The 24657-nt window shown below is 46.0% G+C and carries 24 protein-coding genes; 9 read left to right on the top strand and 15 right to left on the bottom strand.

Translation table 11 applies throughout. The features are described 5' to 3' along the window. Positions 1 to 4 precede the first annotated feature (4 nt). Positions 5 to 958 carry a thioredoxin-disulfide reductase gene (trxB, locus tag MC24_RS07080; protein ID WP_038053935.1) on the top strand — a complete coding sequence of 318 codons (954 nt, stop codon included), beginning with the start codon at positions 5 to 7 and terminating at the stop codon, positions 956 to 958. On the opposite strand, the gene MC24_RS07075 is transcribed toward trxB, so the two are convergent. The 3 genes from MC24_RS07075 to rsmH all read right to left on the bottom strand — a co-directional run bounded on the left by MC24_RS07075 (position 949) and on the right by rsmH (position 3862). After that, positions 949 to 2541, bottom strand: coding sequence for a penicillin-binding transpeptidase domain-containing protein (locus tag MC24_RS07075; protein ID WP_235280349.1), 1593 nt, complete (start codon positions 2539 to 2541; stop codon positions 949 to 951). The two genes, trxB and MC24_RS07075, sit on opposite strands and share 10 nt — an antisense overlap. Before the next feature lie 165 nt (positions 2542 to 2706). Next, positions 2707 to 2850: a hypothetical protein gene (locus MC24_RS09740; protein WP_156105095.1), complete on the bottom strand. Its 144-nt coding sequence runs from the start codon at positions 2848 to 2850 to the stop codon at positions 2707 to 2709. Positions 2851 to 2962: 112 nt separating this feature from the next. Continuing rightward, on the bottom strand, positions 2963 to 3862 hold the full coding sequence (gene rsmH / locus MC24_RS07065; protein WP_038053922.1) for a 16S rRNA (cytosine(1402)-N(4))-methyltransferase RsmH: 900 nt from the start codon (positions 3860 to 3862) through the stop codon (positions 2963 to 2965). A gap of 254 nt (positions 3863 to 4116) precedes the next feature. On the opposite strand from rsmH, the gene MC24_RS07060 reads away from it, so the two are divergent. Continuing rightward, the gene (locus MC24_RS07060) at positions 4117 to 6495 is read left to right on the top strand and encodes an ATP-dependent Clp protease ATP-binding subunit (RefSeq protein WP_038053919.1); all 2379 of its coding nucleotides are present in this window, start codon (positions 4117 to 4119) and stop codon (positions 6493 to 6495) included. Between the two features lie 6 nt (positions 6496 to 6501). Here MC24_RS07060 and tsaB read toward each other — a convergent pair whose 3' ends face one another. The 9 genes from tsaB to MC24_RS07015 form a co-directional block, all read right to left on the bottom strand. Then, the gene (gene tsaB / locus MC24_RS07055; RefSeq protein ID WP_038053916.1) at positions 6502 to 7122 is read right to left on the bottom strand and encodes a tRNA (adenosine(37)-N6)-threonylcarbamoyltransferase complex dimerization subunit type 1 TsaB; all 621 of its coding nucleotides are present in this window, start codon (positions 7120 to 7122) and stop codon (positions 6502 to 6504) included. 9 nt (positions 7123 to 7131) lie between these two features. After that, the gene (locus MC24_RS07050; protein ID WP_235280348.1) at positions 7132 to 7599 is read right to left on the bottom strand and encodes a DUF3855 domain-containing protein; all 468 of its coding nucleotides are present in this window, start codon (positions 7597 to 7599) and stop codon (positions 7132 to 7134) included. A gap of 5 nt (positions 7600 to 7604) precedes the next feature. Then, positions 7605 to 8525, bottom strand: coding sequence for a cation diffusion facilitator family transporter (locus MC24_RS07045; RefSeq protein WP_038053911.1), 921 nt, complete (start codon positions 8523 to 8525; stop codon positions 7605 to 7607). Between the two features lie 50 nt (positions 8526 to 8575). Next, the gene (gene eno / locus MC24_RS07040; RefSeq protein WP_038053908.1) at positions 8576 to 9865 is read right to left on the bottom strand and encodes a phosphopyruvate hydratase; all 1290 of its coding nucleotides are present in this window, start codon (positions 9863 to 9865) and stop codon (positions 8576 to 8578) included. A 55-nt stretch (positions 9866 to 9920) separates the two neighbouring features. Beyond that, positions 9921 to 11075, bottom strand: a complete 1155-nt coding sequence (locus MC24_RS07035) for a 2-oxoacid:acceptor oxidoreductase subunit alpha (RefSeq protein WP_038053906.1) — start codon at positions 11073 to 11075, stop codon at positions 9921 to 9923. Next, positions 11068 to 11265, bottom strand: coding sequence for an ATP-binding protein (locus MC24_RS07030; RefSeq protein WP_038053903.1), 198 nt, complete (start codon positions 11263 to 11265; stop codon positions 11068 to 11070). The genes MC24_RS07035 and MC24_RS07030 overlap by 8 nt, the downstream gene beginning before the upstream one ends. An 11-nt stretch (positions 11266 to 11276) precedes the next feature. Further along, positions 11277 to 12401: a sodium ion-translocating decarboxylase subunit beta gene (locus tag MC24_RS07025; RefSeq protein ID WP_038053900.1), complete on the bottom strand. Its 1125-nt coding sequence runs from the start codon at positions 12399 to 12401 to the stop codon at positions 11277 to 11279. Positions 12402 to 12476: 75 nt separating this feature from the next. Continuing rightward, positions 12477 to 13391: a homoserine O-acetyltransferase MetA gene (gene metA, locus MC24_RS07020; protein WP_038053897.1), complete on the bottom strand. Its 915-nt coding sequence runs from the start codon at positions 13389 to 13391 to the stop codon at positions 12477 to 12479. A 4-nt stretch (positions 13392 to 13395) separates the two neighbouring features. Further along, a complete protein-coding gene (locus tag MC24_RS07015) occupies positions 13396 to 14688 on the bottom strand; it encodes an O-acetyl-L-homoserine sulfhydrylase (protein ID WP_038053894.1) in 1293 nt (430 codons plus the stop codon). A 133-nt stretch (positions 14689 to 14821) separates the two neighbouring features. Here MC24_RS07015 and MC24_RS07010 point away from each other — a divergent pair, with 133 nt between their 5' ends. Both MC24_RS07010 and MC24_RS07005 read left to right on the top strand, forming a co-directional pair. Next, positions 14822 to 15562 carry a type III pantothenate kinase gene (locus MC24_RS07010; RefSeq protein WP_038053892.1) on the top strand — a complete coding sequence of 247 codons (741 nt, stop codon included), beginning with the start codon at positions 14822 to 14824 and terminating at the stop codon, positions 15560 to 15562. After that, on the top strand, positions 15559 to 16902 hold the full coding sequence (locus MC24_RS07005) for a B12-binding domain-containing radical SAM protein (RefSeq protein ID WP_038053889.1): 1344 nt from the start codon (positions 15559 to 15561) through the stop codon (positions 16900 to 16902). The genes MC24_RS07010 and MC24_RS07005 overlap by 4 nt, the downstream gene beginning before the upstream one ends. Here the strand turns inward: MC24_RS07005 and MC24_RS07000 are convergent. The 3 genes from MC24_RS07000 to MC24_RS06990 are packed head-to-tail and all read right to left on the bottom strand — an operon-like array spanning position 16868 to position 19767. Then, the gene (locus MC24_RS07000; RefSeq protein WP_038053887.1) at positions 16868 to 17425 is read right to left on the bottom strand and encodes a pyruvate kinase alpha/beta domain-containing protein; all 558 of its coding nucleotides are present in this window, start codon (positions 17423 to 17425) and stop codon (positions 16868 to 16870) included. The two genes, MC24_RS07005 and MC24_RS07000, sit on opposite strands and share 35 nt — an antisense overlap. A 3-nt stretch (positions 17426 to 17428) precedes the next feature. Next, positions 17429 to 19360, bottom strand: a complete 1932-nt coding sequence (locus tag MC24_RS06995; protein ID WP_038053885.1) for a transglycosylase domain-containing protein — start codon at positions 19358 to 19360, stop codon at positions 17429 to 17431. After that, the gene (locus MC24_RS06990) at positions 19357 to 19767 is read right to left on the bottom strand and encodes a methylated-DNA--[protein]-cysteine S-methyltransferase (RefSeq protein ID WP_038053883.1); all 411 of its coding nucleotides are present in this window, start codon (positions 19765 to 19767) and stop codon (positions 19357 to 19359) included. Before MC24_RS06990 ends, MC24_RS06995 begins: the two co-directional genes overlap by 4 nt. Before the next feature lie 64 nt (positions 19768 to 19831). Here MC24_RS06990 and MC24_RS06985 point away from each other — a divergent pair, with 64 nt between their 5' ends. Genes MC24_RS06985 through MC24_RS06965 form a run of 5 tightly spaced genes read left to right on the top strand, consistent with a single transcriptional unit; the run spans position 19832 to position 24657 of the window. Then, positions 19832 to 20437 carry a thiamine diphosphokinase gene (locus MC24_RS06985; protein ID WP_038053880.1) on the top strand — a complete coding sequence of 202 codons (606 nt, stop codon included), beginning with the start codon at positions 19832 to 19834 and terminating at the stop codon, positions 20435 to 20437. After that, entirely contained in the window at positions 20416 to 21546 is a 1131-nt protein-coding gene (gene dxr, locus MC24_RS06980) for a 1-deoxy-D-xylulose-5-phosphate reductoisomerase (RefSeq protein ID WP_038053878.1), read from the top strand. The genes MC24_RS06985 and dxr overlap by 22 nt, the downstream gene beginning before the upstream one ends. Beyond that, positions 21522 to 23024, top strand: a complete 1503-nt coding sequence (locus tag MC24_RS06975; RefSeq protein WP_038053868.1) for a M50 family metallopeptidase — start codon at positions 21522 to 21524, stop codon at positions 23022 to 23024. Before dxr ends, MC24_RS06975 begins: the two co-directional genes overlap by 25 nt. Then, positions 23021 to 24055 (top strand): flavodoxin-dependent (E)-4-hydroxy-3-methylbut-2-enyl-diphosphate synthase, encoded by a 1035-nt coding sequence (ispG, locus tag MC24_RS06970; RefSeq protein WP_038053862.1) that lies wholly within the window; start codon positions 23021 to 23023, stop codon positions 24053 to 24055. Before MC24_RS06975 ends, ispG begins: the two co-directional genes overlap by 4 nt. Beyond that, positions 24052 to 24657, top strand: a complete 606-nt coding sequence (locus tag MC24_RS06965) for a CBS domain-containing protein (RefSeq protein ID WP_038053860.1) — start codon at positions 24052 to 24054, stop codon at positions 24655 to 24657. Before ispG ends, MC24_RS06965 begins: the two co-directional genes overlap by 4 nt.

Genomic DNA, 24657 nt, shown 5'->3' with positions numbered 1-24657 from the left:
AGAAGTGGTTTTCTTTGATACTGGATCCATAAGAAAGAAAGAGATAAAAGACAAATACGACATAGTCGTTGTGGGTGGAGGACCCGCGGGTCTCACGTCTGCCATCTACGCCAGAAGGGCAGGACTTTCTGTTCTGGTCGTTGAAAAAGCGATCGAAGGAGGATACGTGAACCTCACTCATCTGGTTGAGAACTACCCGGGATTCCCTGCCATCTCCGGAGAAGAACTCGCTTCGAAGTTCAAAGAACACGCCGAGAAATTCGGCGCAGACATATACAACGCCGAAGTCGTTAAACTGGAAATCCAGGGAGACAAAAAAGTGGTCGAACTGGATAATGGTAAAAGAATAGAAGCTCCCGTAGTGATCGTTGCAACCGGTGCGAATCCGAAGAGATTGAATGTACCCGGTGAAAAGGAGTTCTTTGGGAAAGGCGTGTCGTACTGCGCAACCTGTGATGGATATCTGTTTGCGGGAAAGGACATAATCGTAGTGGGTGGAGGAGACAGCGCGTGCGACGAATCGATTTTCCTTGCCAACATAGTGAACAAGATCACCATGATCCAGCTTCTTGAAACGCTCACGGCTGCGAAGGTTCTTCAGGAAAGGGTCTTGAGCAATCCAAAGATAGAAGTCATTTATAACTCCACCGTGAAGGAAATCAGAGGAAAAGACAAGGTTGAAGAAGTCGTTATAGAGAACGTGAAAACGGGAGAAAAGAAGGTATTGAAAGCAGATGGAGTGTTCATCTTCATAGGGCTCGATCCAAACTCGAAACTGCTTAAAGGTCTGGCAGAACTGGATCCCTACGGTTACATCGTAACGGATGAGAACATGGAAACTTCCGTGAAGGGGATATACGCGGTCGGTGATGTGAGAAAGAAAAACCTCAGACAGATAGTCACAGCTGTTGCAGACGGTGCCATTGCTGTTGAACACGCCGCAAAACATTACTTCTGATCGCTCAAAAACAGAATCACAGGTCCTTCAAAAGGATGATTGGGTGGGGGTGTTTGTTCAGACACCTTCCACCCTTTTCCTTTTATCTCCACGTCCTTCACTCCGAGGGATTCCAGAACAAGCAAAGCGTCTCTAACTGGGAGTCCAGTTAGATCTGGCATCAAGCCTTCTACAGCCTCTATCCTTCCATCTTCTTTCTTTGTGAAAATCTCTACGATCTCTCTGAACACTGGAGCAGCGACCTCTCCTCCGTAGAAAGCCCCTGAGGGGCTGTCCAGATGAACCAGTATCGTGTACTTCGGATCTTCAGCGGGGAAAAAACCCACGAAAAGTGAGTGATAAATATTCCTGTATTCTCCACCGATCGCCTTCTGGGCGGTTCCCGTTTTACCAGCGATCGATACTTCTTTCACCTGAGCGAGTTTTCCTGTTCCTTCTTTTACAACCTGAGCCATTGCCTGTCTTATCACGTCTGTTGTTTCTTTTGAAAAAACTCTTCTTTTTTCCACCTGGGAATCTTTCAAAATGGTAGGTTTCACCCAGTATCCATCGTTCGCAAAGATATTGAGAGATGAAATCAACTGTACAGGAGTGACACCGATACCTTGCCCAATCGAAATTTCAGCCGGATCTATGAGAGACCATTTTTTCGCTTCTCTCAGAACACCAGCGATTTCCCCCTCCATTTCGATACCGGTTTTTTCCCCAAAGCCTACCTTCTGAAGCCACTCATAGAATCCATCAACACCGATTTTTTCCATGATAAGCTCTCCTACCTTAACACTCATCACGTTGCACGATTTTACGATTCCCATGGAGAAATCCACCAGGCCATGCTTTTCTATGTCTCTTATGACTACAGGAAGTTGCTCTACTGGTTTTATTGAACCTTCGCATTCAACGGTGAAATCTGGTGAAGCAGAATGTGTCTCGAGAGCGATCGCGTACACCAGAGGTTTTATCGTCGAACCTGGCTCTATGTATCCGCCGATCAAATCGTTCCAGTTTCTGGTGGTCACCATTGATAGTATCCTGCCAGTTTTCGATTCCATCACAATCACATGACCCGCTTCCGCGGAGTATTCTTCCACGGCCTTCGAGATGATATCGTAGACGCGCCTTTGAAGGTCAAGATCCAGAGACAACCAGACGTCTTTTCCGTTTTCGGGTGGGGAGTAATTCACAAGGGATGGGGAGAGGCGGGTTCCTCTGTAACGAAGTTCTAAAAAACCCTTTCTTTTTCCTCGTAACTGATCGTCAAAAAAACCTTCTATTCCTCCCTTTCCCCTTCCATCTATCACCGTTCCAAGCAAAACTCCTGTAGCGTAATCCTGAATTTTTTTTCTGGTGTATACCAGCTCTATGTTGACAAAGGGAAGCAACTCTGATTCTATCTTCTTCAACACGTCAACTCTATCTTCTCCCTCTGTGAGTTTGAAAAACTTATACTCCATCACTTTCTCTACCGGTTCTGTAATACCACAGTTTTGCAGGGTCTTCTCGAGTGCTTTTATATTTCCATTTTGTCTTTTAAAAAAGTCGACGTCGAGATAAGCAACGTATTCTGGCGAATCATAGGCCATTTTCCTACCCCGGATATCCATAATACTTCCTCGCTGGGGAGGGATAGAAATGAACCAGTTTGTTCTTTCTGTTAAAGGAAAGAAGAACAAATTCACGAAGGAGACCATCAAAAATATCGCAAAGATTGCAAGAAGTAGCCACAACCTTTTTTCCATCTATCACTCTCACTCCGAGGGATTCAGGAGATCGAAATAGGATGAGATGTGGTAGAACTCTTCTTTGAGTGCCTGATGAGTTCTCTCCAGTTCTTTGATCTCGATTTCGAGCTTCTTGTTGTTTTGCATGAGGTAGAAGGTCAGAACTCCCACTCTTAAGGCAGTTACCCCCACGAACAATAACACAGCAACGAGCACAATGGTAAAAATAAGTTGATGCGAAAGGACAAGCACTCTCGTCCTCTGGTTTACCTTCGCTGGCAGATCAATCTCCTCCTTCCCCTATCCGCTCCGCTGCACGCAAGCGTCCGCTCCTGGATCTTGGATTTTCTCTTATTTCTTCTTCCGAGGGACGAACCGGTTTTTCCGTCAATATTCGTAACTTTTTGGAATTTCTGAACGTCTCTTTGACAATCCTATCCTCCAGAGAATGAAAGGAGATGACCACTATTCTGCCACCCGGATTCAGAAGATCCTCAGCTTTTTTCAGAAATTCCTTCAGATTTTCAAGTTCTCTGTTGACGTAAATTCTTATGGCCTGGAACGTTTTCGTTGCAAAATGTCTCTTACGGCGCCTGATTTCGTAGGATGGAAGCGCTTCTCTCACGGCTTTAACGAGGTCGAGGGTAGTGTTGAGCGGACGATTTTCAGCGATCTTTCGAGCGATTCTCCTTGCGAATTTCTTCTCTTCACCGTACTCAAAAATTATCCTCGCTAACTCCTCTTCCGGTAACTCATTCAAAACTTTTTGGGCTGTTAGTTCACTTTCCAGATCCATACGCATATCCAGCGGTTCTTCTCTCTCGAACGTGAAGCCACGATTCTCTCCTTTGAGCTGATAAGTAGAAACCCCAAGATCCATTAGTATTCCATCTACTTTTTCTATTCCTAAGGTTTTAAGAAGAAAATCCGCTTCTCTGTAGGAGACTTTGAACAGACTCACACGATCTGAGAATTCTTTCAACTTCTCTTCGGCGATTTGCAAAACTTCTGAGTCAACATCTAATCCTATGATTCTGCATCCCGGACAGTGTTCCAGAATCGCTTTGGAGTGTCCACCTTCACCTACCGTACAATCGAGGATGATTCTCTCATCCTCTGGTTTCAGAAACTCAATAACTTCTTTAACCATTACAGGAATGTGTCGCTGCGAATATTTCCGCATCTTATCACGCCTTCTGATCCTCGTGTGGAAACATTATAACGTATTCTTCTGGAAAAATCAAAAAAACGGTAAATAAACGAACATCATCCCGAACTACCGAATTGAAGGGATTTTTGGTCGATTCATTTTTTATATACAAGTGTGTACTAATTGAGTGGGAAAAGAAGATATCTCGTCGTTTCAAGAGATATTCACTTTTTGTTTTATCAAACGTAATTTTTGAGTGCTAATATAATGAACCGGAGGTGAGAATCATGAGAAACCTGAACGACAAGATGAAGGATATTTTCGAGAGGAGTGTTGAGGATATCAAAGAAAGAAATCAGAATCTGATCAGACCAGAACACATTCTTCTTCAGATTTTTTACGATGAAAACGAGGTCACGAAGATACTGAAAGATCTCAATGTGAACGTGGAGGAAGTGATTAATGAGCTTGAAGACTACATCGATTCCCAGTACGGTATATACTACGGATTCTCCGATCAGGTCTATGTATCGAAAGAGCTTTCTTACATCCTGGAGCTGGCGAGAAAAGAAGCCAGGCTCTTCAAGCAGAAGGATATAGGTCCTCTTCACTTCCTTCTGGGACTGCTGAGGGACGGTTCCACGTATGCCGCTCGTGTTCTGAAAAAGTACGGTATTGACTACGAAAAGGTGCTTCAAACGATTAAGGAGCACGAAGAAGAATACGCGGCTGAGCAGTCGCCGCTCATGGCTTTTGCAACCGATCTCACAAAATTGGCGAGAGAAGGAAAAATAGGTCCTATCATAGGAAGGGACAAAGAAATCGAGCGTGTGATCGAGATTCTCATGAGAAAAACCAAGAACAACCCAATTCTCATCGGTGATCCGGGTGTTGGAAAAACCGCTATTGTGGAAGGTCTCGCGCAGAGAATCGTCGAAAGGAAAGTCCCTGATTCTCTGAAAGATGTGCGTATACTGATGGTGGATCTTGGAAGGATGATAGCGGGAACCAAATACAGGGGAGAGTTTGAAGAAAGGTTGAAATCATTCCTCGATGAAGTGATGAAACAGAAAGAAAAAACAATTCTCTTCATCGATGAGATACACACCCTGGTTGGTGCTGGCGCAGCCGAAGGAGCGATGGACGCTGCCAACATGTTGAAACCAGCCCTCGCTCGCGGAGAAATACGCGTCATAGGTGCGACCACGCTGGATGAGTACAGGAAACACATAGAAAAAGACAAAGCGCTCGCGAGAAGATTTCAGCCGGTAATGGTGAAAGAACCGAGTGTGGAGGAAACCATAGAGATCTTGAAAGGGCTGAAAAAAGTCTACGAGGAACACCACAAGGTGAAGATAGAAGACGAAGCGATAGAGGCAGCTGCCAAGCTCTCAGCAAGGTACATAACGGACAGATTCTTGCCGGACAAAGCGATTGACCTGCTGGATGAAGCGGCAGCGAGAGTAAGACTCAGTGCTACAAAACAGGAAAAGGATGAAACGAAGCTTCGCGAACTCGAGAAAAAAATAAAAGAGATTGAGGCGAAAATCGATGAGCTCACTATAAGATCTCAGTACAGAGAAGCGGCCGATCTCAAAAAAGAATTCTTCAGACTCAAGAGCGAGTACGAAGCTTTGAAGAGTGGAAAACCGGTTGTCACAGCGGAGAAGATAGCAGAAGTGGTTGAATCCTGGTCGGGTGTTCCAGTTTCCAGAATCGTTGAATCTGAAAAAGAAAAGCTTCTGAAGCTCGAAGAGATAATCCATCAGAGGCTTGTGGACCAGGAGGAGGCGGTTGAGGTAGTGGCCGATGCCATCAGAAAGGCAAGGGCTGGGATAAAAGATCCTAACAGGCCGGTCGGTACTTTCCTCTTCCTTGGACCAACGGGTGTTGGTAAGACTGAGCTCGCAAAGACACTCGCTGAAGTGCTCTTTGGAAGCGAAAACGCACTGATACGAATCGATATGACCGAATACATGGAAAAGCATGCTGTCTCCAAACTGATAGGAGCACCTCCGGGATACGTTGGTTATGAGGAAGGTGGTCAGCTGACCGAAGCCGTAAGGAGGAGACCGTACAGTGTCATACTGCTCGATGAGATTGAAAAAGCACATCCGGATGTGTTCAACATACTGCTTCAGATAATGGACGATGGAAGACTCACAGACAGCAAAGGAAACGTTGTTGATTTCAAGAACACGATCATTATAATGACGAGTAACATAGCGAGCGATCTGATACTGAACTACGTTAAAGAAGGAAAGAGTTTTGATGAAATTGAAGAAAGAGTTAGAGAAGAGCTGAAACACTACTTCAGGCCCGAGTTCATAAACAGGATAGACCACGTGGTTGTCTTCAAACCACTCACAAAAGAACACATGAAGCAGATCGTGGAAATAATGATCAAAAGACTTGAAGAGCGGTTGAAAGACAAGAACATAAAACTCACGATCACCGAAACGGCGAAAGAATACCTCGCGGAAAGGGGATACGATCCAACGTTCGGTGCAAGACCGCTAAGGCGGTTGATAGAAAGAGAAATCGAAACACCACTCGCAAGAATGATCATATCAGGTGAAGTGCAGGAAGGTCAGACGGTGAGAGTGGATTACGAGGGTGAAAAACTGATCCTCGAAGTTGCCAGAGAACTCGAGAAGGTTCAGTAAGGGGCGTCAGCCCCTTTTCTTTTTTTCCCAGTTCAATTCCGCTATGGATTTCTGGAGATACAAAGGTTCGATTTCGTAGTAATGAATGGTCTTTTTCTCCCTGAAAAGACTCTCGCTCTCTTCAACCAGCACGGCAGGTGAGATAAAAATGTAGTCCTTCAGGATTATTTTTGGAGAAAACTCTTTTGTGATCTCTTCCAGTTCATCGTCAGAGACCACGCTCGGCTTTTTCAGCAGATTAAGTCCTTCGCCTTTCAGATAAACTGCACAATAGTGGTAACCTTTTCTCGCTCTTCTGGCAACGAGTACAACACCATCGATTGGACAGCTCTTTGCAGCCATTTCGAAAGAGTTCAGAGGAGCCACAGGTATATCGTATGGAGACACGAGCCCTACTACGGTGGCGATTCCCACCCTGAGGCCCGTCAATCCTCCAGGACCAATTCCCACTCCCACAACATCGAGATCCTTCACTTTGAGCCCCATTTCGTCTAACAGCTTCTCCAAAATAACAGGAAGAATCTCTGCGTGTTTTTTCTCGCCGGTGTACGAAATTTCAAAGAGGTCTTCTCCTTTTTTCAACCCAACTCTTATCTTCTGGGAAGAGTCGAGTGCCAGAACGTTCATTCTCTCACCTCAGAACAGATTGTCTATTTCTTGGACAGAAAACGTGTACTCTTCAGGATTCCATCCTTTCGATTCAAAAAAGTACTTCATGAACTTTTCCACTAATTCGTTCCTATTTTTCTCCTTCACCGAAGAAAATGAAACGTAAATTGTGTACCAGTTTTTCTCCGATAGTATTCTCATATCACCATAAGAATCGAGGTAGTCGACTTCCTCAACAAAGACGTTTTTCAGGTCTGCCCATTCTCCGAGCGGGAGATCGACGGCGTTTTCTTCCGGTGTGAGAGCTTTTATGGCAAAACTTGGCACTTCTTCTCCTTCTTCCAGAACGTTGATCTTGAGAAAAATTCTTCCAATCAGTTCAGAATTCACCGGCTCGAGATTCACACCCGTTTCGTTGAAAATTTCTTTCATTTTCTTCTCGAGAATGCCGAATTCTTTTCCTTTTTTGTAGTAGAGTATTTCGAGACTGTCCATCAATCTCATTTTTCCTCTCCTTTCTTTAACCCGAATCCTTCTTCTTCCACATTTCCCAGCGGTTCAACGTGTATTGTTACATCTTCTATATCATCTCTCCTTCTCATCATTTCTTTCCTTATTTTCACGGTCAATTCGTGCGCGTCTTTCACCGACATCTTTCCGTCTACTTCGATATCCATTTCTATGAAGTACTTTGTTCCCACCCTTCTTATTCTCATCCTGTGGGGGTTGTGCACGTTTGGAAAACGCTCGAGGACGACAAAGATATCATCGTACATGTCTAACTCGGTTCTTTTCATACCATCCATGAGTTCGTAAGCTGCTTCGTAGAATACAGAAAAGGAAGTTCTCAGAATCAGAATGGAAACGAAAATCGCGAGCAGACTGTCCAACCACCACCATCCGAAGGTTTTCATCGCAAACATACCGGCCAGAACAGTTCCTGAGATCATTATGTCGTTTCTCATGTTCAAAGCATCACTGATTGTAGCTAGGCTGTTCAGACGTCTCCCAAGGGACAGTTTGTATAAAAAAAGAAAAGTTTTGCCTGCAACGGAAATTCCAACAACAATAAAGGCTGTCAGAGTGAGTTCCAAAGAAAACTCCTGTTCCACAAGCCTTTTTACTGATTCAACAAGAAGAGAGGCTCCTGCGTAAAACATAACGAAGGAAATGATCTTTGAAGCGATCGTTTCTGCCCTTTCATGGCCGTAGGGATGCGTCTCATCAGGTGGTTTTCCTGAGATTCTGGATGAGAGGAGTATGACAAAAGATGTGAATATGTCGGTGGACGTGTCTATTCCGTCTGCGAGTATCGCATAGCTTCCCGTGAGCAGTCCCACCAAAATCTTCAAGGCGGCAAGCACGGCATTTCCAAATATTCCAATCCATGCTCCTTTTTTTATCTCTTCATGCCTTTCCAATCTGAAACCACCTCAACTAAATGAAGGCCCACCGAAGTGGGCCTTCGGTGTTATCTATTTATGGAGTAGAAAGATTTCAAACCTCTGAATTCCGCCGCTTTTCCGAGTTCTTCCTCGATTCTCAAAAGCTGGTTGTACTTGGCTATCCTTTCACTTCTGGAAAGGGATCCCGTCTTGATGAAACCAGCGTTCGTTGCCACAGCGAGGTCCGCGATGAACGTGTCTTCACTCTCTCCAGATCTGTGGGAAATGATGGCTGTCATGTTGTTCTTCTGTGCCATCTCCACCGCGTCGAGAGTTTCCGTGACTGTGCCTATTTGATTGAGTTTGATGAGTATGGAGTTGGTCGCTTTGAGCTCTATTCCCTTGGAGAGTCTTTTCACGTTGGTCACGTAAAGGTCATCTCCAACGATCTGAACCTTGTTTCCTACTCTCTTTGTAAATTCCACAAATGCATCCCAGTCTTCTTCTGCGAACGGATCTTCAATTGATATGATGGGGTACTTTGCTACCAGTTCTTCGTAGTATCCCATGAGAACTTCGCTGGATTTTTCTTCACCATCGACGAAGTAAACACCTTTTTCTTCATCGTAGAAGGAAGACGCCGCACAGTCGAGGGCTATGAAGACTTCTTCCCCGGCTTTGTAGCCTGCCTTCTCTATGGCTTCAATCAGAACCTTTATGGCTTCTTCATTGGAAGACAGATTGGGGGCGAATCCACCCTCGTCTCCGACCGCTGTCACATGGCCAGCTTCGTGGAGTATCTTTTTCAACGTGTGGAATATTTCAGCTCCTGCCCTCAGAGCTTCTCTGAAGCTGTCAAATCCGACGGGAACAATCATGAATTCCTGAAGGTCAAGATTGTTGTCTGCGTGCTGTCCACCGTTGATCACGTTCATCAGAGGCACCGGTAGAACCTTTGCGTTGACTCCTCCGAGGTATTTGTAGAGAGGCAACCCAAGATAATTCGCCGCTGCTCTGGCAACCGCCATAGAAACGGCGAGTATAGCGTTGGCACCCAGTTTAGATTTGTTTTCAGTGCCGTCCAGTTCTATCAGTGTCTTGTCAACGAGTGGCTGATCGAATGCGTTCATTCCGATCAGCGCGGGAGCTATGGTTTCGTTCACGTTCTCTACTGCTTTCAGAACACCTTTCCCGAGATATCTCTTCTTGTCTTTGTCTCTGATTTCCAGGGCCTCGAATTTTCCAGTGGAGGCACCTGAGGGTACAATGGCTCTCCCAACAGTACCGTCTTCAAGAACGACTTCCGCTTCAACGGTGGGATTTCCTCTCGAATCCAGAACCTCTCTTGCTCTTACATCCACGATTTCCACGTACACAGTTTCCACCTCCTCGATTTTTTGATCAACCAAGATTCAATTGTACCCTTTTATGTTAAATCTCTATTTGAGTTTCGGTTATAACATCCAGAATCTCTTCGGGTTTTATGAGTTCTCCGTTCACTTTGTTTATGGTTCTTATGACTTTCGATTTTCTGTCTATGGAACTGATGAGTTCTTTTGCGTACTGTCCCAGATTCATCTCGGCTATCACTATGGTGTTCACTTTTTCTGCCAGTTTTCTGAAACGTGATACGGGAGCCGGCCAGATTGTGATGGGCTTGAACAATCCCACCTTGATTCTGTCGCGTCTTGCGATTTTTACCGCTTTCATAGCGCTTCTTGCGACTATCCCATAGGCCACCACCAGAATTTCTGCGTCCTCCGTCTCGTACTCCTCGTAGAAAGCTATTTCATCTGCATGGAGTCTGATTTTGTTCGTCAGCCTTCTTATCAATTTTTCTGCCACATCAGGAGAAGTGAGAGGAAAACCTGATTCGTCATGAACAAGGCCAGAGACATGAAATCTCGTCTTTCCCATCTCGGCCATGGGAAGTGGTGTGGGTTCTGCGTACTCACTTTCAGAGAAAGGTACGAAAAGATCTTCTTCTCCAAAAGAAGTGTCCTTCAATCTTTCTATGATGAACAATTCTTCATCTTTCGGTGGATAGAAGCTTTCCCTCATGTGACCGAGCGTCGCATCCATGAGAAACACGACGGGGGTCCTGTATTCTTCCGCTAAGTTGAATGCAGTGATTATGTAACGATAGACCTCTGCAACTGATGAAGGATAAAGGACAATTATAGCGTGATCTCCGTGCGTTCCCCATCTTGTCTGCATGATGTCTCCCTGCGCAGGTTTCGTCGGAAGTCCGGTGGAAGGGCCAAGTCTCATAACGTTGACAAAGACACACGGTGTTTCCGTCATGATCGCGTAGCCTATAACTTCCTGCATGAGGCTGAACCCAGGTCCGCTTGTAGCCGTCATAGACTTCACACCGGCGAGGGATGCCCCAACAACAGCCGCTGCACTAGCTATTTCGTCTTCCATTTGAACGAAAACTCCACCCACTTTTGGTAGTTCTCTTGCCATCACCTCCGCTATCTCTGTGGAGGGAGTGATTGGATAGCCCGCGAAAAACCTACATCCCGCTTTTATCGCGCCCAGAGCACACGCTTCGTTTCCCTGAAGAAACATCATCTCAGACATTCTCATCACTCACAATTTCTATAGCCATATCCGGACATATTTTCTCACATTTTAAACATCCGGTACATTTGTCCTCGTTCGTCACGGGTTTTCCTATTTCATCACTCGTGATGGCTCCAGTCGGACAGATCCACGCGCACAGTTTACATGCCTTACACCAGTCATAATTCACCACGATTTTGTAACTCATATTCTTCCCTCTCAGCTGAGAAACATCAAAAATACTCCTGCTACAGTGGCTGAGCCTATGACTCCCGCCACGTTGGGTCCCATTGCGTGCATTAGTATATAGTTACTTGGGTCCTCTTCCTGAGCAAGTTTCTGTGCAACTCTGGCAGAATCCGGTACGGCAGAAACACCAGCCGCTCCTATGAGCGGGTTTATTTTGTCTTTCAAAAACAGGTTCATGAGTTTCGCGAACAGAATCCCAGAACTCATTGACACGAGGAAAGCGACTGCCCCGAGAAAGAATATCATCAAACTCTGTGGAGTCAAGAAGACATCAGCCCTTGCCGAGGCACCAACTGACAGCATGAGAAGGATCGTCACCGTGTCGAGTATGTATCTGCTGGCGGCTTCAACGAGTCTTTTCACAATCCCCGCTTCTCTGAGGAGGTTTCCAAACATGAGGGAACCAACCAGAGGGAGCGATTTTGGAATCAGAAGAGCGGTTGCTACTGTTATCACTATTGGGAATGAAAGTCTCTCAAATCTGCTTACCTTTCTTGGTGGTTTCATTCTTATTTTTCGTTCTTCTTTGCTGACCAACATTCTGGAAACGACAGGTTGAAGGATAGGAATGAGGGCGATGTAAGAATAGGCGGATATGGCTATGGGAGCGATCAGTTCTGGAGAGAGAGTGTTCGTTATGTAAATGGCGGTTGGCCCATCTGCTCCGCCTATGATGGCGATGGAAGCCGCCTGTTTCAGAGAAAATCCAAGGATCTTTGCCACAAAGAAGGTGAAAAATATTCCCATCTGTGCAGCCGCACCGAGAAAGATGGTGATCGGATACGAGAGCATGAAGGAAAAATCTGTGAGGGCGCCTATTCCGAGGAAGATGAGGGGAGGATAGATTCCCAGGTCAAGGCCTTTCTTTATATAGAAGAGAAAACCACCTTCGTTCAATATTCCAGTGGTTTCAACGGGTATGTTCGCAAGAATGATTCCGAAGGCTATGGGAATCAAAAGAAGTGGTTCTGAGTGTTTCACGATAGCTACATACAGAAGAGCAATGGCCACTGTGAACATGGCTATGTTCCCAAATGTGAGATATGGGAACGCGGTTTGAGCGAAGAAATTTGCCAGGGCTGATAGAATCGACATTTTCCCACTCCTTTTGCGTTCAGAATCACAACTATTATTCTAACATGGAAAAAGAAGAACCCCGAAAGGGGTTCTTCAGTGTATGTCTTCCAGTCTGTAAGGTGTTTTCTGGTAGATACAGTAATTCAACCAGTTGCTGAAGAAGAGGTGAGCATGACTCCACCAAGTGAGAATGGGAGTTTTTGTAGGATCGTCGTTTGGAAAGTAATTGGCAGGAATCGGCACTTTCAGATTTCGACCTATATCTCGATAGTATTCGTCTCTCAGCGTATATCTGTCGTACTCGGGATGTCCTGTGATGAATATCTGTCTTTCGCTTTTGTTTGCAACCACGTAAACCCCCGCTTCGTCCGATTCTGCGAGGATCTCAAGTTCTGGTACTTTGTCTATGTCTTCCTTTCTCACTTCAGTGTACCGCGAGTGCGGCGCCCAGAAAAAGTCGTCGTGCCCCCTGAAGAGGACTGAATCTTTTGCGACTCTGTGCTTGTAAACACCTGAGAGCTTCTGCGGAAGTTCGTACTTCGGTATTCCGTAAAAATAGTACAATCCCGCCTGAGCCGCCCAGCAGATGAACATGGTCGAGTACACGTTGTGGCGGCTCCATTCCATGATTTCTGTGAGTTCTTTCCAGTAATCTACTTCTTCGAACGGAAGGAGTTCCACGGGAGCGCCCGTAATAACGAATCCATCGAATTTTCTATCTTTCACAGCAGAAAAAGTTGTGTAGAACTTCAGAATGTGTTCAATGGGAGTGTGTTTCGGTTTGTGAGTTTCGGTGTAGAGCAAGGTCACATTCACCTGAAGAGGAGTGTTTCCAAGGAGTCTGAGAAGTTGGATTTCTGTTTTTATTTTGTCCGGCATCAGGTTCAGGATGAGAATTTCAAGAGGGCGGATGTCCTGGTGGATCGCCCTCTTTTCCGTCATGACGAAGATGCCTTCTTTTGCTAAAACTTTCACCGCGGGAAGACCGCTTGGAACGTTTATTGGCAACTTTTCATCCCTCCTGAGATCTTCTGAGAGCCTGATCCAGATCAGCTATGATATCTTCCACATCTTCTATTCCAACAGACAATCTTATCATATCTGGGGTGACACCCGTTTTCAACTGTTCTTCTTCCGTGAGTTGCTGATGGGTTGTCGAAGCGGGATGAATGGCCAGAGTTCTTGCATCACCAATGTTGGCGAGGTGGGAAATGAGGGTGAGACTGTCAATGAACTTCTTTCCTGCCTCTTTTCCACCCTTCACACCGAACGTTACAATCGCACCGTAGCCCTCTTTGAGGTATTTCAGCGCATTTTCTCTGGTTTTGTTGCTTTCAACTATCGGATAGTTGACCCAGCTCACAGCGGGATGTGATTTCAGAAATTCAACGACCTTCAGCGCGTTTTCACAGTGTTTTTTCATCCTCAGGCTGAGAGTTTCAAGCCCGAGGATGAACAGGAACGCGTTGAACGGACTCATACAGCTTCCTAGGTCCCTCAGAAGCTGTGTTCTGCACTTCGCTATGTAAGCAGCTTCTTTGAACGTCTCCACATAACTCACACCGTGGTAGCTGGGATCTGGTTCCACGAGTTCTGGAAATTTTCCGTTCGTCCAGTCGAATTTTCCGCTGTCTACGATGAGACCGCCTATCGATGTTCCGTGCCCTCCTATGAACTTCGTGGCCGAATAAACAACGATGTCGGCACCGTGTTCGAACGGCCTGAAGATGTACGGTGCCACCGTGTTGTCCACTATCAGAGGAACACCGTGTCTGTGAGCGATCTCTGCTATCGCTTCGAAGTCTGGCACTGTGAGACCGGGATTCCCGATAGTTTCGAGATACACCGCTTTTGTTTTTTCGGTGATGGCTTCTTCTATGTTTTTTGGATCCGTCTCATCCACGAACTTCACGATGATGCCAGATTTTCTATAGAGAGTGTGCTTGAACAGATTGTACGTTCCCCCGTACAGCGCACTCCCACTGACGATCTCATCTCCTGGACCCGCAATGTTCAAAATGGCGTAAGTTATAGCAGCCTGCCCACTGGCGACCGCTAAGGCTCCCACTCCGTTCTCCATTGCCGCTATTCTCTCCTCGAGGACGTTCACTGTAGGATTCCCAATCCTTGTGTAGATGAACCCGGATTCTTCCAGTGCGAAGAGCCTCGCTGCGTGGTCAGAATCTCTGAAGACATAAGAAGTCGTTTGATATATGGGAACCGCTCTCGAGCCTGTAGTCTGTTCAGGTGGTTCATAACCTGCGTGAAGGGCCTTCGTGTTGTAGCCGTACTTCTTCCAGTCCACTCTCTCCACCTCCCATGATAAAATTTTCTGATGTCCTCTTCTTAGATTTAGTATTACCTTACTGATTTTTTGTGTCAATTGCTCCACGAGTGTGTAAAATATATTTTAAACCATCATAACGGAGGTGATACTTTTGTACCTCCTCGTGGATGTAGGTAACACGCATTCTGTCTTCTCTATCACCGAAGATGGTAAAACTTTCAGAAGGTGGAGGTTGTCCACCGGCGTGTTTCAGACGGAAGACGAACTCTTTTCGCACCTTCACCCGCTTCTGGGCGATGCCATGCGTGAGATAAAAGGCATCGGCGTAGCCTCCGTTGTTCCCACTCAAAACATAGTTATAGAACGCTTTTCTCAAAAGTATTTCCGCATATCACCGATATGGGTAAAGGCGAAAAACGGATGTGTGAAATGGAACGTGAAGAACCCGGGAGAGATTGGAGCAGACAGAGTGGCCAACGTTGTCGCTTTCGTCAAAGAGTACGGGAAAAGCGGAATCATCATCGACATGGGAACGGCAACCACTGTGGATCTCGTTGTGAACGGGTCTTACGAAGGAGGAGCCATTCTGCCTGGACTCTTCATGATGGTTCACTCGCTCTTTCGGGGAACGGCAAAGCTTCCGCTCGTTGAGGTGAAACCGGCAGATTTTGTTGTAGGGAAAGATACGGAAGAAAACATCAGGCTGGGTGTGGTGAACGGAAGTGTCTACGCTCTTGAGGGGATAATAGGGCGGATAAAAGAAGTTTACGGTGATCTACCGGTGGTTCTCACGGGAGGTCAGTCGAAGATCGTGAAGGAGATGATGAAACACGAGATCTTCGACGAAGACCTCACGATCAAGGGGGTGTACCACTTCTGCTTCGGAGATTGAAGGTACTCCTCGTTAATCCGTGGGTTCACGATTTCGCGGCGTACGATTTCTGGTTGAAGCCCATCGGGCTTCTTTACGTTGCGCGCGCACTGGAGTGGATGGGCTACGAGGTTCATCTCGTGGATCTCCTCAACAGACACGATCCCGTTCTTCCACGCTTCACAAAAGTGCCAGAAGACAAAAGATACGGTACTGGAAAGTTTCCAAGTCAGGTTATAGAGAAACCAGAGATGTTGAAATTTGTTCCAAGAAGATATAAAAGGTACGGAGCACCACCAGAGTTCCTCGAATGGAAACTGGGAGAAATTGGAAACGTTGATCTTGTGATGGTCACATCCACGTTGAGCTACTGGTATCCCGGAGTGTGGGAAACGATTCGCTTTTTGAAGGATCGCTACGATGTACCGATTGTCCTGGGGGGAGTTTATCCACGACTCTTTCCGGAACACGCAAAGAAGAGCGGAGCGATAGTCTATGAAAAGGGTGATCTCGTGTTTCTTCCCGGATTCTTAGAGACTCTGGGATTTTCATCGAAAGAAATTCCCGCTGACTGGTTTGAAGTCTTCGATCCCATGTACGAACTCTACAACAGGGTTGGTTACCTCGTGTTCATCACCACGCTTGGATGTCCCTTCAGGTGTTCTTACTGTGCTGTTCACAAACTCTGGAATGGATTGAGAGTGAGAACACCGGAGAGGGTGGTTGAAACTGTAGAGAAGTACCTGAACATTTTCGAAGTTGAAGATGTGGTCTTTTTCGACGACGCTATTCTGGCCTCGGGAAGGTTCAAGGATCTTCTCAAACTGATCGTAGAAAAGAGATGGTCTGTACGATTCCATCTCCCTAATGGGATACATGCACGTCTTCTGGATGAGGAAACGGCCCTCCTTTTGAAAGAAGCGAATTTCAGAACGATAAAACTGGGCTATGAAACTTCTGGAAGACTCCAGAGGGAAACGGGTGGTAAGGTTTACGATGAAGACCTCGTTCGTGCAGCCAGGATCTTGAGGAAAGCTGGTTTCACCGAAAAAGAGGTCTCAGCGTACATCATGGTGAACATGCCAGGGCAGACGAAGGAAGATGTGTTGAACGCCATCAAGGTGTGCTTGAGTGAAGGAATAGGTGTTTCCATCAACGAATACACCCCCATCCCGGGCACGAAGGACTGGCAAAAGCTCGTTGAAGAAGGCAAATTGGATCCTGATATCGATCCTGTTCTCCTGAACAACACCGTTCTTCCTTTTTGGTGGAAGCATGGAATGAGTTATGAAGAGATCCAGGAGATAAAAAATTTCGCGCAGGATCTCAGAAAATTAGAGGTTTACAGAGAATCTCTGTGATCTTCAAATCGAAAAGATTTGGGGAATTTGCAGGTTTGACGACGATTGCTGAGTCGAGACCGCTCTCCGTTCCACCGCAGGCAACAACCAGTTCGGACGTTTTGACAAGTCCCGCGTCAGCCGCCATGAGCGTTATTTCCACACCCACCTTCACACCTTCGCTGAACATCCTCAGCGTGTTCGCTATTATCTCAAGAGGATAGATTCCACCAAATTTTCTCCTCAGAGACCTTTCACCTGCGGAGAGAGCGTGTGTTGCCGTGAGAACATCGTGACCTTTTTCTTTCAATATTTTTCTCAGTTCTTCGTCGAACTCCTGGGTGTCTGGCTCTTCAAAACCTGCGTGATGGGTTACCACAATGAGTTTCATACCTTCCGGAATCATTTCGAGGGCCATTCTGGCACTGTAACCCGTAGCAGAAGCGATCAATAGCTTTTTTGAAGGAAGCTCAGAAGCTTTTTGAATAGCTATTTCAAGGGTTTTTCTTGTGTTCTCCTTTCCTGGTTTTTCGAACAGAACCATAGTTTAACCCCCTTCCATCAAAAACTTTTTCCAGATTTCAAGGGACAGTATCGGATCCACGCTGTTCAGCTTTGAGAGGAACTCAATCTGGTGAGTGTAGTTCATGAGCTGTAGAACTCCGACAAGAACGCTCACAGGGAGTTTCAATTCATTGACCAGTTCAACCAGTTTCGCATAGTCAAGATATTCCATTGTTCTTTCGTCAATGAGAAAAGTTCCTGGTTTGTCTAATTTTTTGTATCGCAGATCTCCCTCGAACTTCTCCCAGCTACTCACTATTTCTCTCCACACCGGAGCACAATCTCTTCCGCCAAGAAGGTTTTCACCGTCCTTCACCATCGCAAAAATGTACTCATCGTCTCCTCCAATGAACCAGGCGTTCTTTTCTGCCGTTCCTGTCTTTCCTGCGATTTCTTTTCCCGGAATCCTCGCCCGAACACCAGTGCCTCTCTCAACCACTTCCTTTAAAATACCCTTCAATATTTCGCTCGCTTCCTGAGGAGATCTTACAAAAGATGGGACAACAGATAGTACTTTTGGATATCCTCTGTAGATGATCTTTCTGTTTCTGTCTTCTATTCTATCGATGATGTACGGCTCCAAAACTACTCCTCCGTTGAAGATGGCGGAGTAAACCTTCAAGACCTCTTCTGGAGCAGTTTCCACAGTACCGAGGGAAGCGGTGAGATCGTCTGGATACCTGGCCCTCAACTTCAAAACTTCTGTTATAAAACTTTTTACGCTCTCTGGTTGTAAATACGAGTAAAGTAGCACAGAAGGAATGTTCCTCGAGTCAACGAGTGCTTCCTTCAAACTGACTGTTCCTTTGAAGGTTTTATCGAAGTTTTCTGGTTCCCACTCTCCGATCTTCAGAGGAAGATCCAAAAGAAGGTCGGAAGGGTTTCTTCCTTTGAGAATGGCATAGTAATAATACAACGGCTTTATCGCCGATCCTATCTGTCTCCATCCGGTTCCGTATTGAAGGCCGACTCCTCGATAAGCCACTATTTCTCCTGTTTTCACCTTTACGCCAACGAAAGCTGTCTTATCATCTTCAACCGTGGCGTACACCTTTTCCTGAAGTTCTTTGTCCAGTGTGAGATAAACCCTGTAGCCGTACCTGAGTTCGTTCAGCGAAAATCCAAGGTCCTGGGCTTCTCTCACAACTCTCCAGAAGAGTTCTTCGTCCACAGCCATCTGCTGTGTGCGAAATTCGAGTTTTGAAAGATCAGCAGAGTAGCTTTCGTATTCCTGAATGCTGATTTTTTTCTCCGTCAGCAACCTGTCCAGGACGATCTTCGCCCTCTTTCGGGAAACCTCGGGATCTTTCAAAGGATTGAAATTTTCGGGGGACTTGATCAGAGCCACGAGAACACACATTTCCGGAACCGAAAGATCTGAAAGATCCTTTCCAAAGTAAAATTGAGAGGCCGTTTGGAATCCGTATATTCCGTTCCCCATATAGACGGAGTTTATGTACATCTCAAGGATTTCATCTTTAGTCCTTGTACGTTCAAGCCAGAAGGATATGAAGATTTCTTTCAGCTTTCTGATTATGGATTTATCCATTGAAAGATAAAGCGTCCTGGCGAGTTGTTGTGTGATGGTGCTTCCTCCCTGTGAGAAACTCAGAGTTTTTATGTCCATGATAATTGCTCTCAGGAATCCCATGAGATCAAACCCCGGATGTTTGTAGAATTCTTCGTCTTCAGAGGTGAGGAGTATCTCAACGAATTCCTCTGGAATGTCGGAGAGTTCTATCCAGATATTTCTAGAAACAAGCAGTGGAGTTCCGTCGCTGTAGAACAATCTGATGGTCGGTACCAGTTTTTCCTCGGGAGGAGGAAGGTCTTTTGTGAAGAAGAAATAAAGACCCCATAGTGAAAAGAAAGTCAAAAGCGAAGTTATGAAGAAAGATAAAAGGAATTTCTTCATTTTCTGGCTCTCTCCAGATCGATCAGGTATTTCTTCCATTCCAAACCGGCACTGAAACCACCGAGTCCTTTCTTAGAAACCACCCTGTGGCATGGTATGTAGAGAGGAAGAGGGTTTTTCGAAAGAGCCTGACCCACTGCCCTGGGGGACGTCCCGAGTTTTTTCGCTATTTCGCTGTAAGTTTTTGCCTCACCGTACGGGATTTTTCGAACTTCTTCCCAGACTCTTTTCTGAAAGGATGTGCCCCTGATCTCTACCTGAAATGAAAAGTTTTTCCTCTGACCCGAAAGGTATTCTTCTATTTCACGGAGAACCTCATTTGGTCCTTCTGATTTATCCGATCCCAGAATTATTTTCACTACCCTTCCATTCTTCGTCTGAACAGAAATGTTTCCTAATACTCTCATAGAAAGCATCGCCTCCTGATAGAATTATATCAGGGCCTCGAACGAGAAGGAGGAGTATAGATCCATGGTGTGTATTTTTGCAAACGGTTCTTACGAAGAGTTCGTGGATGTCTCCCGCTGTGAGAAGATCGTGGCGGTGGACGGAGGAGCGAATTACCTGAGAACAAGAAACATTGTACCCGATCTTTTCATAGGTGACGCCGATTCGGTGAAGGAAGAAACTATGGAGTGGTTGAAAAAACACGGGGTAACGCTGAAGATATTTCCAAAGGAGAAGGATGAAATAGATCTGGAACTTGCACTTCGGGAGTTCGAAGAAGAAAAGATTGTCTTCGGATGGAAAGGTGATCGTCTCGACATGGTACTCGCTCTTTTCTATCTGTTGAAACGTTTCAAAAACACGACCCTCGAATCGTCTTCTCTCACGGTTGGTTACGTGGAAGGAGCGAAAACTCTCTTCGCTGTCCCTGGAGAAAAGTGGTCTATACTGCCGCTCGGTGGAGACGCAGAAGGGGTGACTCTCAAAGGCTTCAAATACACCCTTGAGAACGCCGTTATGCCCCTCACAAAACCTTACGGCGTGAGCAACGAAGCTGTGAGTGATAGAGTCACGATAGAAGTGAAGAAAGGAGGTTTGATTTACTTCAGATGGAAGAAAGAACCCTTGTGATACTGGGTGCCACCGGATCCATCGGAACACAGACACTCGACGTGTTGAAGAAAATAAAAGGGATTCGGTTGATAGGTATCTCGTTCCACAGAAACCTGGAGCTGGCTCTCAAGATCGTGAAGGAATTCAACGTGAAGAACGTGGCGATCACAGGTGATGTGGAATTTGAAGACAGTTCGATCAACATCTGGAAAGGTCCTCATTCCATAGAAGAGATGCTGGAAGTGCTGAAACCCGACATCACAATGGTAGCGGTTTCCGGATTTAGTGGATTGAGGGCGGTGCTTTCGTCCATAGAACACTCAAGAAGGGTGTGTCTTGCAAACAAAGAATCTCTCGTGTGTGGAGGATTTCTGGTGAAGAAAAAACTCAGAGAGAAAGGAACAGAACTCATTCCGGTCGACAGTGAACACAGCGCCATCTTTCAGGTGATAGAACCAGAGGTGGAGAAGATCGTTTTGACAGCTTCTGGAGGCGCTTTGAGAGACTGGGAGATTTCCAAGATCGATAGAGCAAGACCTGAAGACGTGCTCAGGCATCCCGTGTGGAACATGGGAGCTCGTATAACGGTAGATTCTGCTACAATGGTAAACAAGGCGTTCGAAGTCCTGGAAGCTATGGAACTCTTTGGACTATCCTTCGAGAAGATAGAAGTGAAGATACACAGAGAGGGGTTGGTTCACGGAGCGGTGGTTCTACCGGATGGAAACGTCAAAATGGTGGTATCACCACCGGATATGAGGATACCCATAAGTTATGCCCTTCTCTATCCGAGGCGCGTTACTCTTGAACCGTTTTTCCTGAGGACTATCAGTCTTTCTTTTGAAGATCCCGACCCTGAAAGATACCCTGCGTTCTTTCTCTTGAAAGACATAAAGGATTCTTACACCCTGAGAACAGTTTTCAACGCGGCGGACGAGGTGGCGGTCGAAGCTTTCCTGATGAGGAAAATAAGGTTCGGCGGTATCCACAGAGTGATAGAAAAGACTCTCGAAGAGTTTCAAGGATATCCACAGCCGCGGACACTGGATGATGTGGAGCGAATTCATTTTGAAGCGAGAAAAAGAGCGGAGAGGGTGACAGAATGGTTATCGTCTACTTCATACTGATACTGACTGGTGTCATAATGGTCCACGAATTTGGGCACTATCTTTTTGCAAGGCTCTTCAAAGTGAAAATTTTGGAATTTGCGATTGGATTTGGACCAAAGATTTTTTCTGTGAAAGGAAGGGAAACTACCTTCAGAGTCAACGTCTTTCCCATAGGTGGATACGTAAGGATGCTCGGTGAAGAAGGAGAAGAGATAGCAGACGAGGAAGAGAAAGAAAAAAGTTTCTACACAAAACCAGCCTGGCAGAGGTTTCTGATCACCCTTGCGGGGCCCCTCTTCTCAATACTCGCAGGTTACCTTCTCTTTCTCCCTATCACTCTCAACTGGGGAATTGCGCTTCCCGGGATAGATGAAGTTGTACCGGGAAGTCCCGCAGAAGAAGCTGGACTGAGACGAGGAGATATCATCTATTCCATAAACGGCAAGATCGCTTTCGACACGTCGATCATTTCAAACGAGATCCAGAAAGGACTGTCTGTTGATCTGGTTATCTTCAGGGACGGTGAGAAGAAATCTCTCAGATTGACTCCCAGAATGTATCCCGAAACGTACGATTTCGTTCTAGAAAGTGCAGAGGGAACTCCTTCGGGAAGACTCATCTCAGTTAACGGAAACAGGGACATATCTGTTCTCAAAGAATTTGTGAGCGAATACGTGGTTCTTGAGTTCGAAGGAGGAACGGTAAAAGGTATCCTGAAGCAGTTCAACGAAATTCCGGCCCGCTATATGATCGGAATATCCTTCTCTGGGCTCACTCCTGTGTTCAAAAAGGACGTTTATTTCAAAGAAGGACTTTTCATCAAAAAGGGAGATCGTATAGTACGGGTAGAAGATCAGGAGATAGAAGGATGGCAAGACCTGGTGGTGCTTTATCAGAGGTTGACACTGGGAAGAGACACCATGATGGTAAGTTTGCAAGGAGAAGATCTCGAATGGTGGAGAGGACTTTCAGACAGCGTCAGGGTGGTGATAAAAAGGGGTGACGACACGATAGAGAAAAGCGTGGAGGCTTCATTTTTAAAGGACGTCCTCGAAACTTCCGATCTCCTGGAGATGGGGGTTCCCCGCTATAAACCGAAGAATCCTCTGGAAGCGGTGAGTCTTTCTGTGAAGGCGTGCAACTATGTGTTACTGACGACTGCCTCTTCTCTGAAGAATTTCTTCAGGAATGTTCAGACGGGTCAGATAGTGGGAGTAGTGGGACTGGCTGGTGTGATCAGTGCGGCATCCAAAACAGGTCTAGAGTCAGTCCTCACAGTTGTGGCTGTGATAACGATCAGCTTGGGTGTTCTGAATCTTTTACCACTTCCGGCGCTCGATGGTGGTCGCATCATCTTCTCGCTTGTGGAGATGATCACTCGAAAGAGACTCAACCCTCAGGTCGAAAACATCATCCATTTCCTCGGGTTCATCTTTCTCATGATGCTCTTTCTTTACATCACGTTCCTCGACATAGGAAGGATGATGGGAATATGAGAAAGAGTGTGAAAGTGGGAAACGTGGTGATCGGTGGAGGAGCTTCCGTGAGTGTTCAGTCCATGACCACAACGAAGACGGCCGATGTGGAAAGAACCGTCTCCCAAATAAAACGTCTCGAAAGGGCAGGTTGTGAAATCGTCCGGGTTGCTGTTCAGGATGAAGAAGACGCGAAAGCAATCAGACGAATAAAGGAGCAGATAGAGATTCCCCTTGTCGCGGACATCCAGTTCGATTACAGGCTTGCTATTCTTTCGATTGAGAACGGAGCGGACAAGATAAGGATCAATCCGGGTAATATGAGTAAGGATCGGCTGAAAGATGTCATTGCGGCTGCAAAGGAAAAAGGTATCCCCATTCGTGTTGGAGCGAACGTGGGATCCATAAAGAGAAGAACCTCAGAAAGGTGGAAAGATCTGGCAGAATCCGCCCTTGAAGAAGTCAGACTACTTGAAAAGGAGGGGTTCTACGATATCGTCGTCTCGGTGAAGAGCTCAGATGTACTTGAAACGATAAAGGCAAACGAGTACATTGCCGAAAAGGTCGAATATCCCATCCATCTTGGAGTGACTGAAGCGGGCGTTTCAGAGACGGCCATCGTTAAATCTTCCATCGCTATAGGTCATCTTCTTCTTAAAAACATTGGTGACACCATAAGGGTATCCATATCTGGAGATCCGGTGAGAGAGGTCATCGTTGGAAGGAAGATCCTCATAGCTATTGGTCTCAGAGAAGGTGTGGAAGTGATAGCCTGTCCTACCTGCGGCAGAGCAGAAATTGATGTCGAAAGTATGGCAAAGATGATCGAAGAGAATTTCTTTCACGTTCAAAAGAAGTTGAAAATAGCTGTTATGGGGTGCGTTGTGAACGGTATAGGAGAAGGGAAAGACGCCGATCTGGGAGTGGCCGGCCTCAGGGATGGAGCTGTTATATTCGTGAAGGGAGAGATAAGAGAACGTGTTTCAAAAGAGTTCGTTCTGGAACGTTTCAAACACTATCTGAATGAACTACTCAAGGAGGTGGAACGATGAAAGTCAAAAAATGGGTCACCCAGGATTTCCCGGTGGTTGAAGAATCGGCTACGGTGAGAGAATGCCTTCACAGGATGAGACAGTACCAAACGAACGAATGCGTTGTCAAAGATCGGGAGGGTCATTTCAGAGGAGTGGTGAACAAAGAGGATTTGCTGAACGTGGACCTCGATACTCCTATATTCAATAAAGTTTCTCTTCCGGACTTTTTCGTCCACGAAGAAGACAACATCACTCACGCTCTTCTTCTGTTTCTGGAGCACCAGGAACCTTATCTCCCAGTGATTGACGAAGAGATGCGTCTCAAGGGTGCTGTGAGTCTTCATGATTTTCTTGAAGCACTCATAGAAGCTCTGGCAATGGACGTTCCTGGTATCCGTTTTTCTGTCCTTCTTGAGGACGAACCCGGAGAGTTGAGGAAAGTTGTGGACGCTTTATCGCTCAGTAACATAAACATTTTGTCTATTATCACAACAAGATCGGAAGACAACAAGAGAGAAGTTCTCATCAAAGTGGACGCGGTAGATGAAAGAACACTCGTCAAGCTTTTTGAAAGTCTTGGAATAAAAATAGAATCCATCGAAAAGGAAGAGGGGTTCTGA

The organism is Thermotoga sp. Mc24 (genome assembly GCF_000784835.1).
Classification (GTDB): Bacteria; Thermotogota; Thermotogae; order Thermotogales; family Thermotogaceae; genus Thermotoga.
Note: the sequence above shows the minus strand (reverse complement) of the source record. Positions and strands in the feature narration are given on the sequence as shown.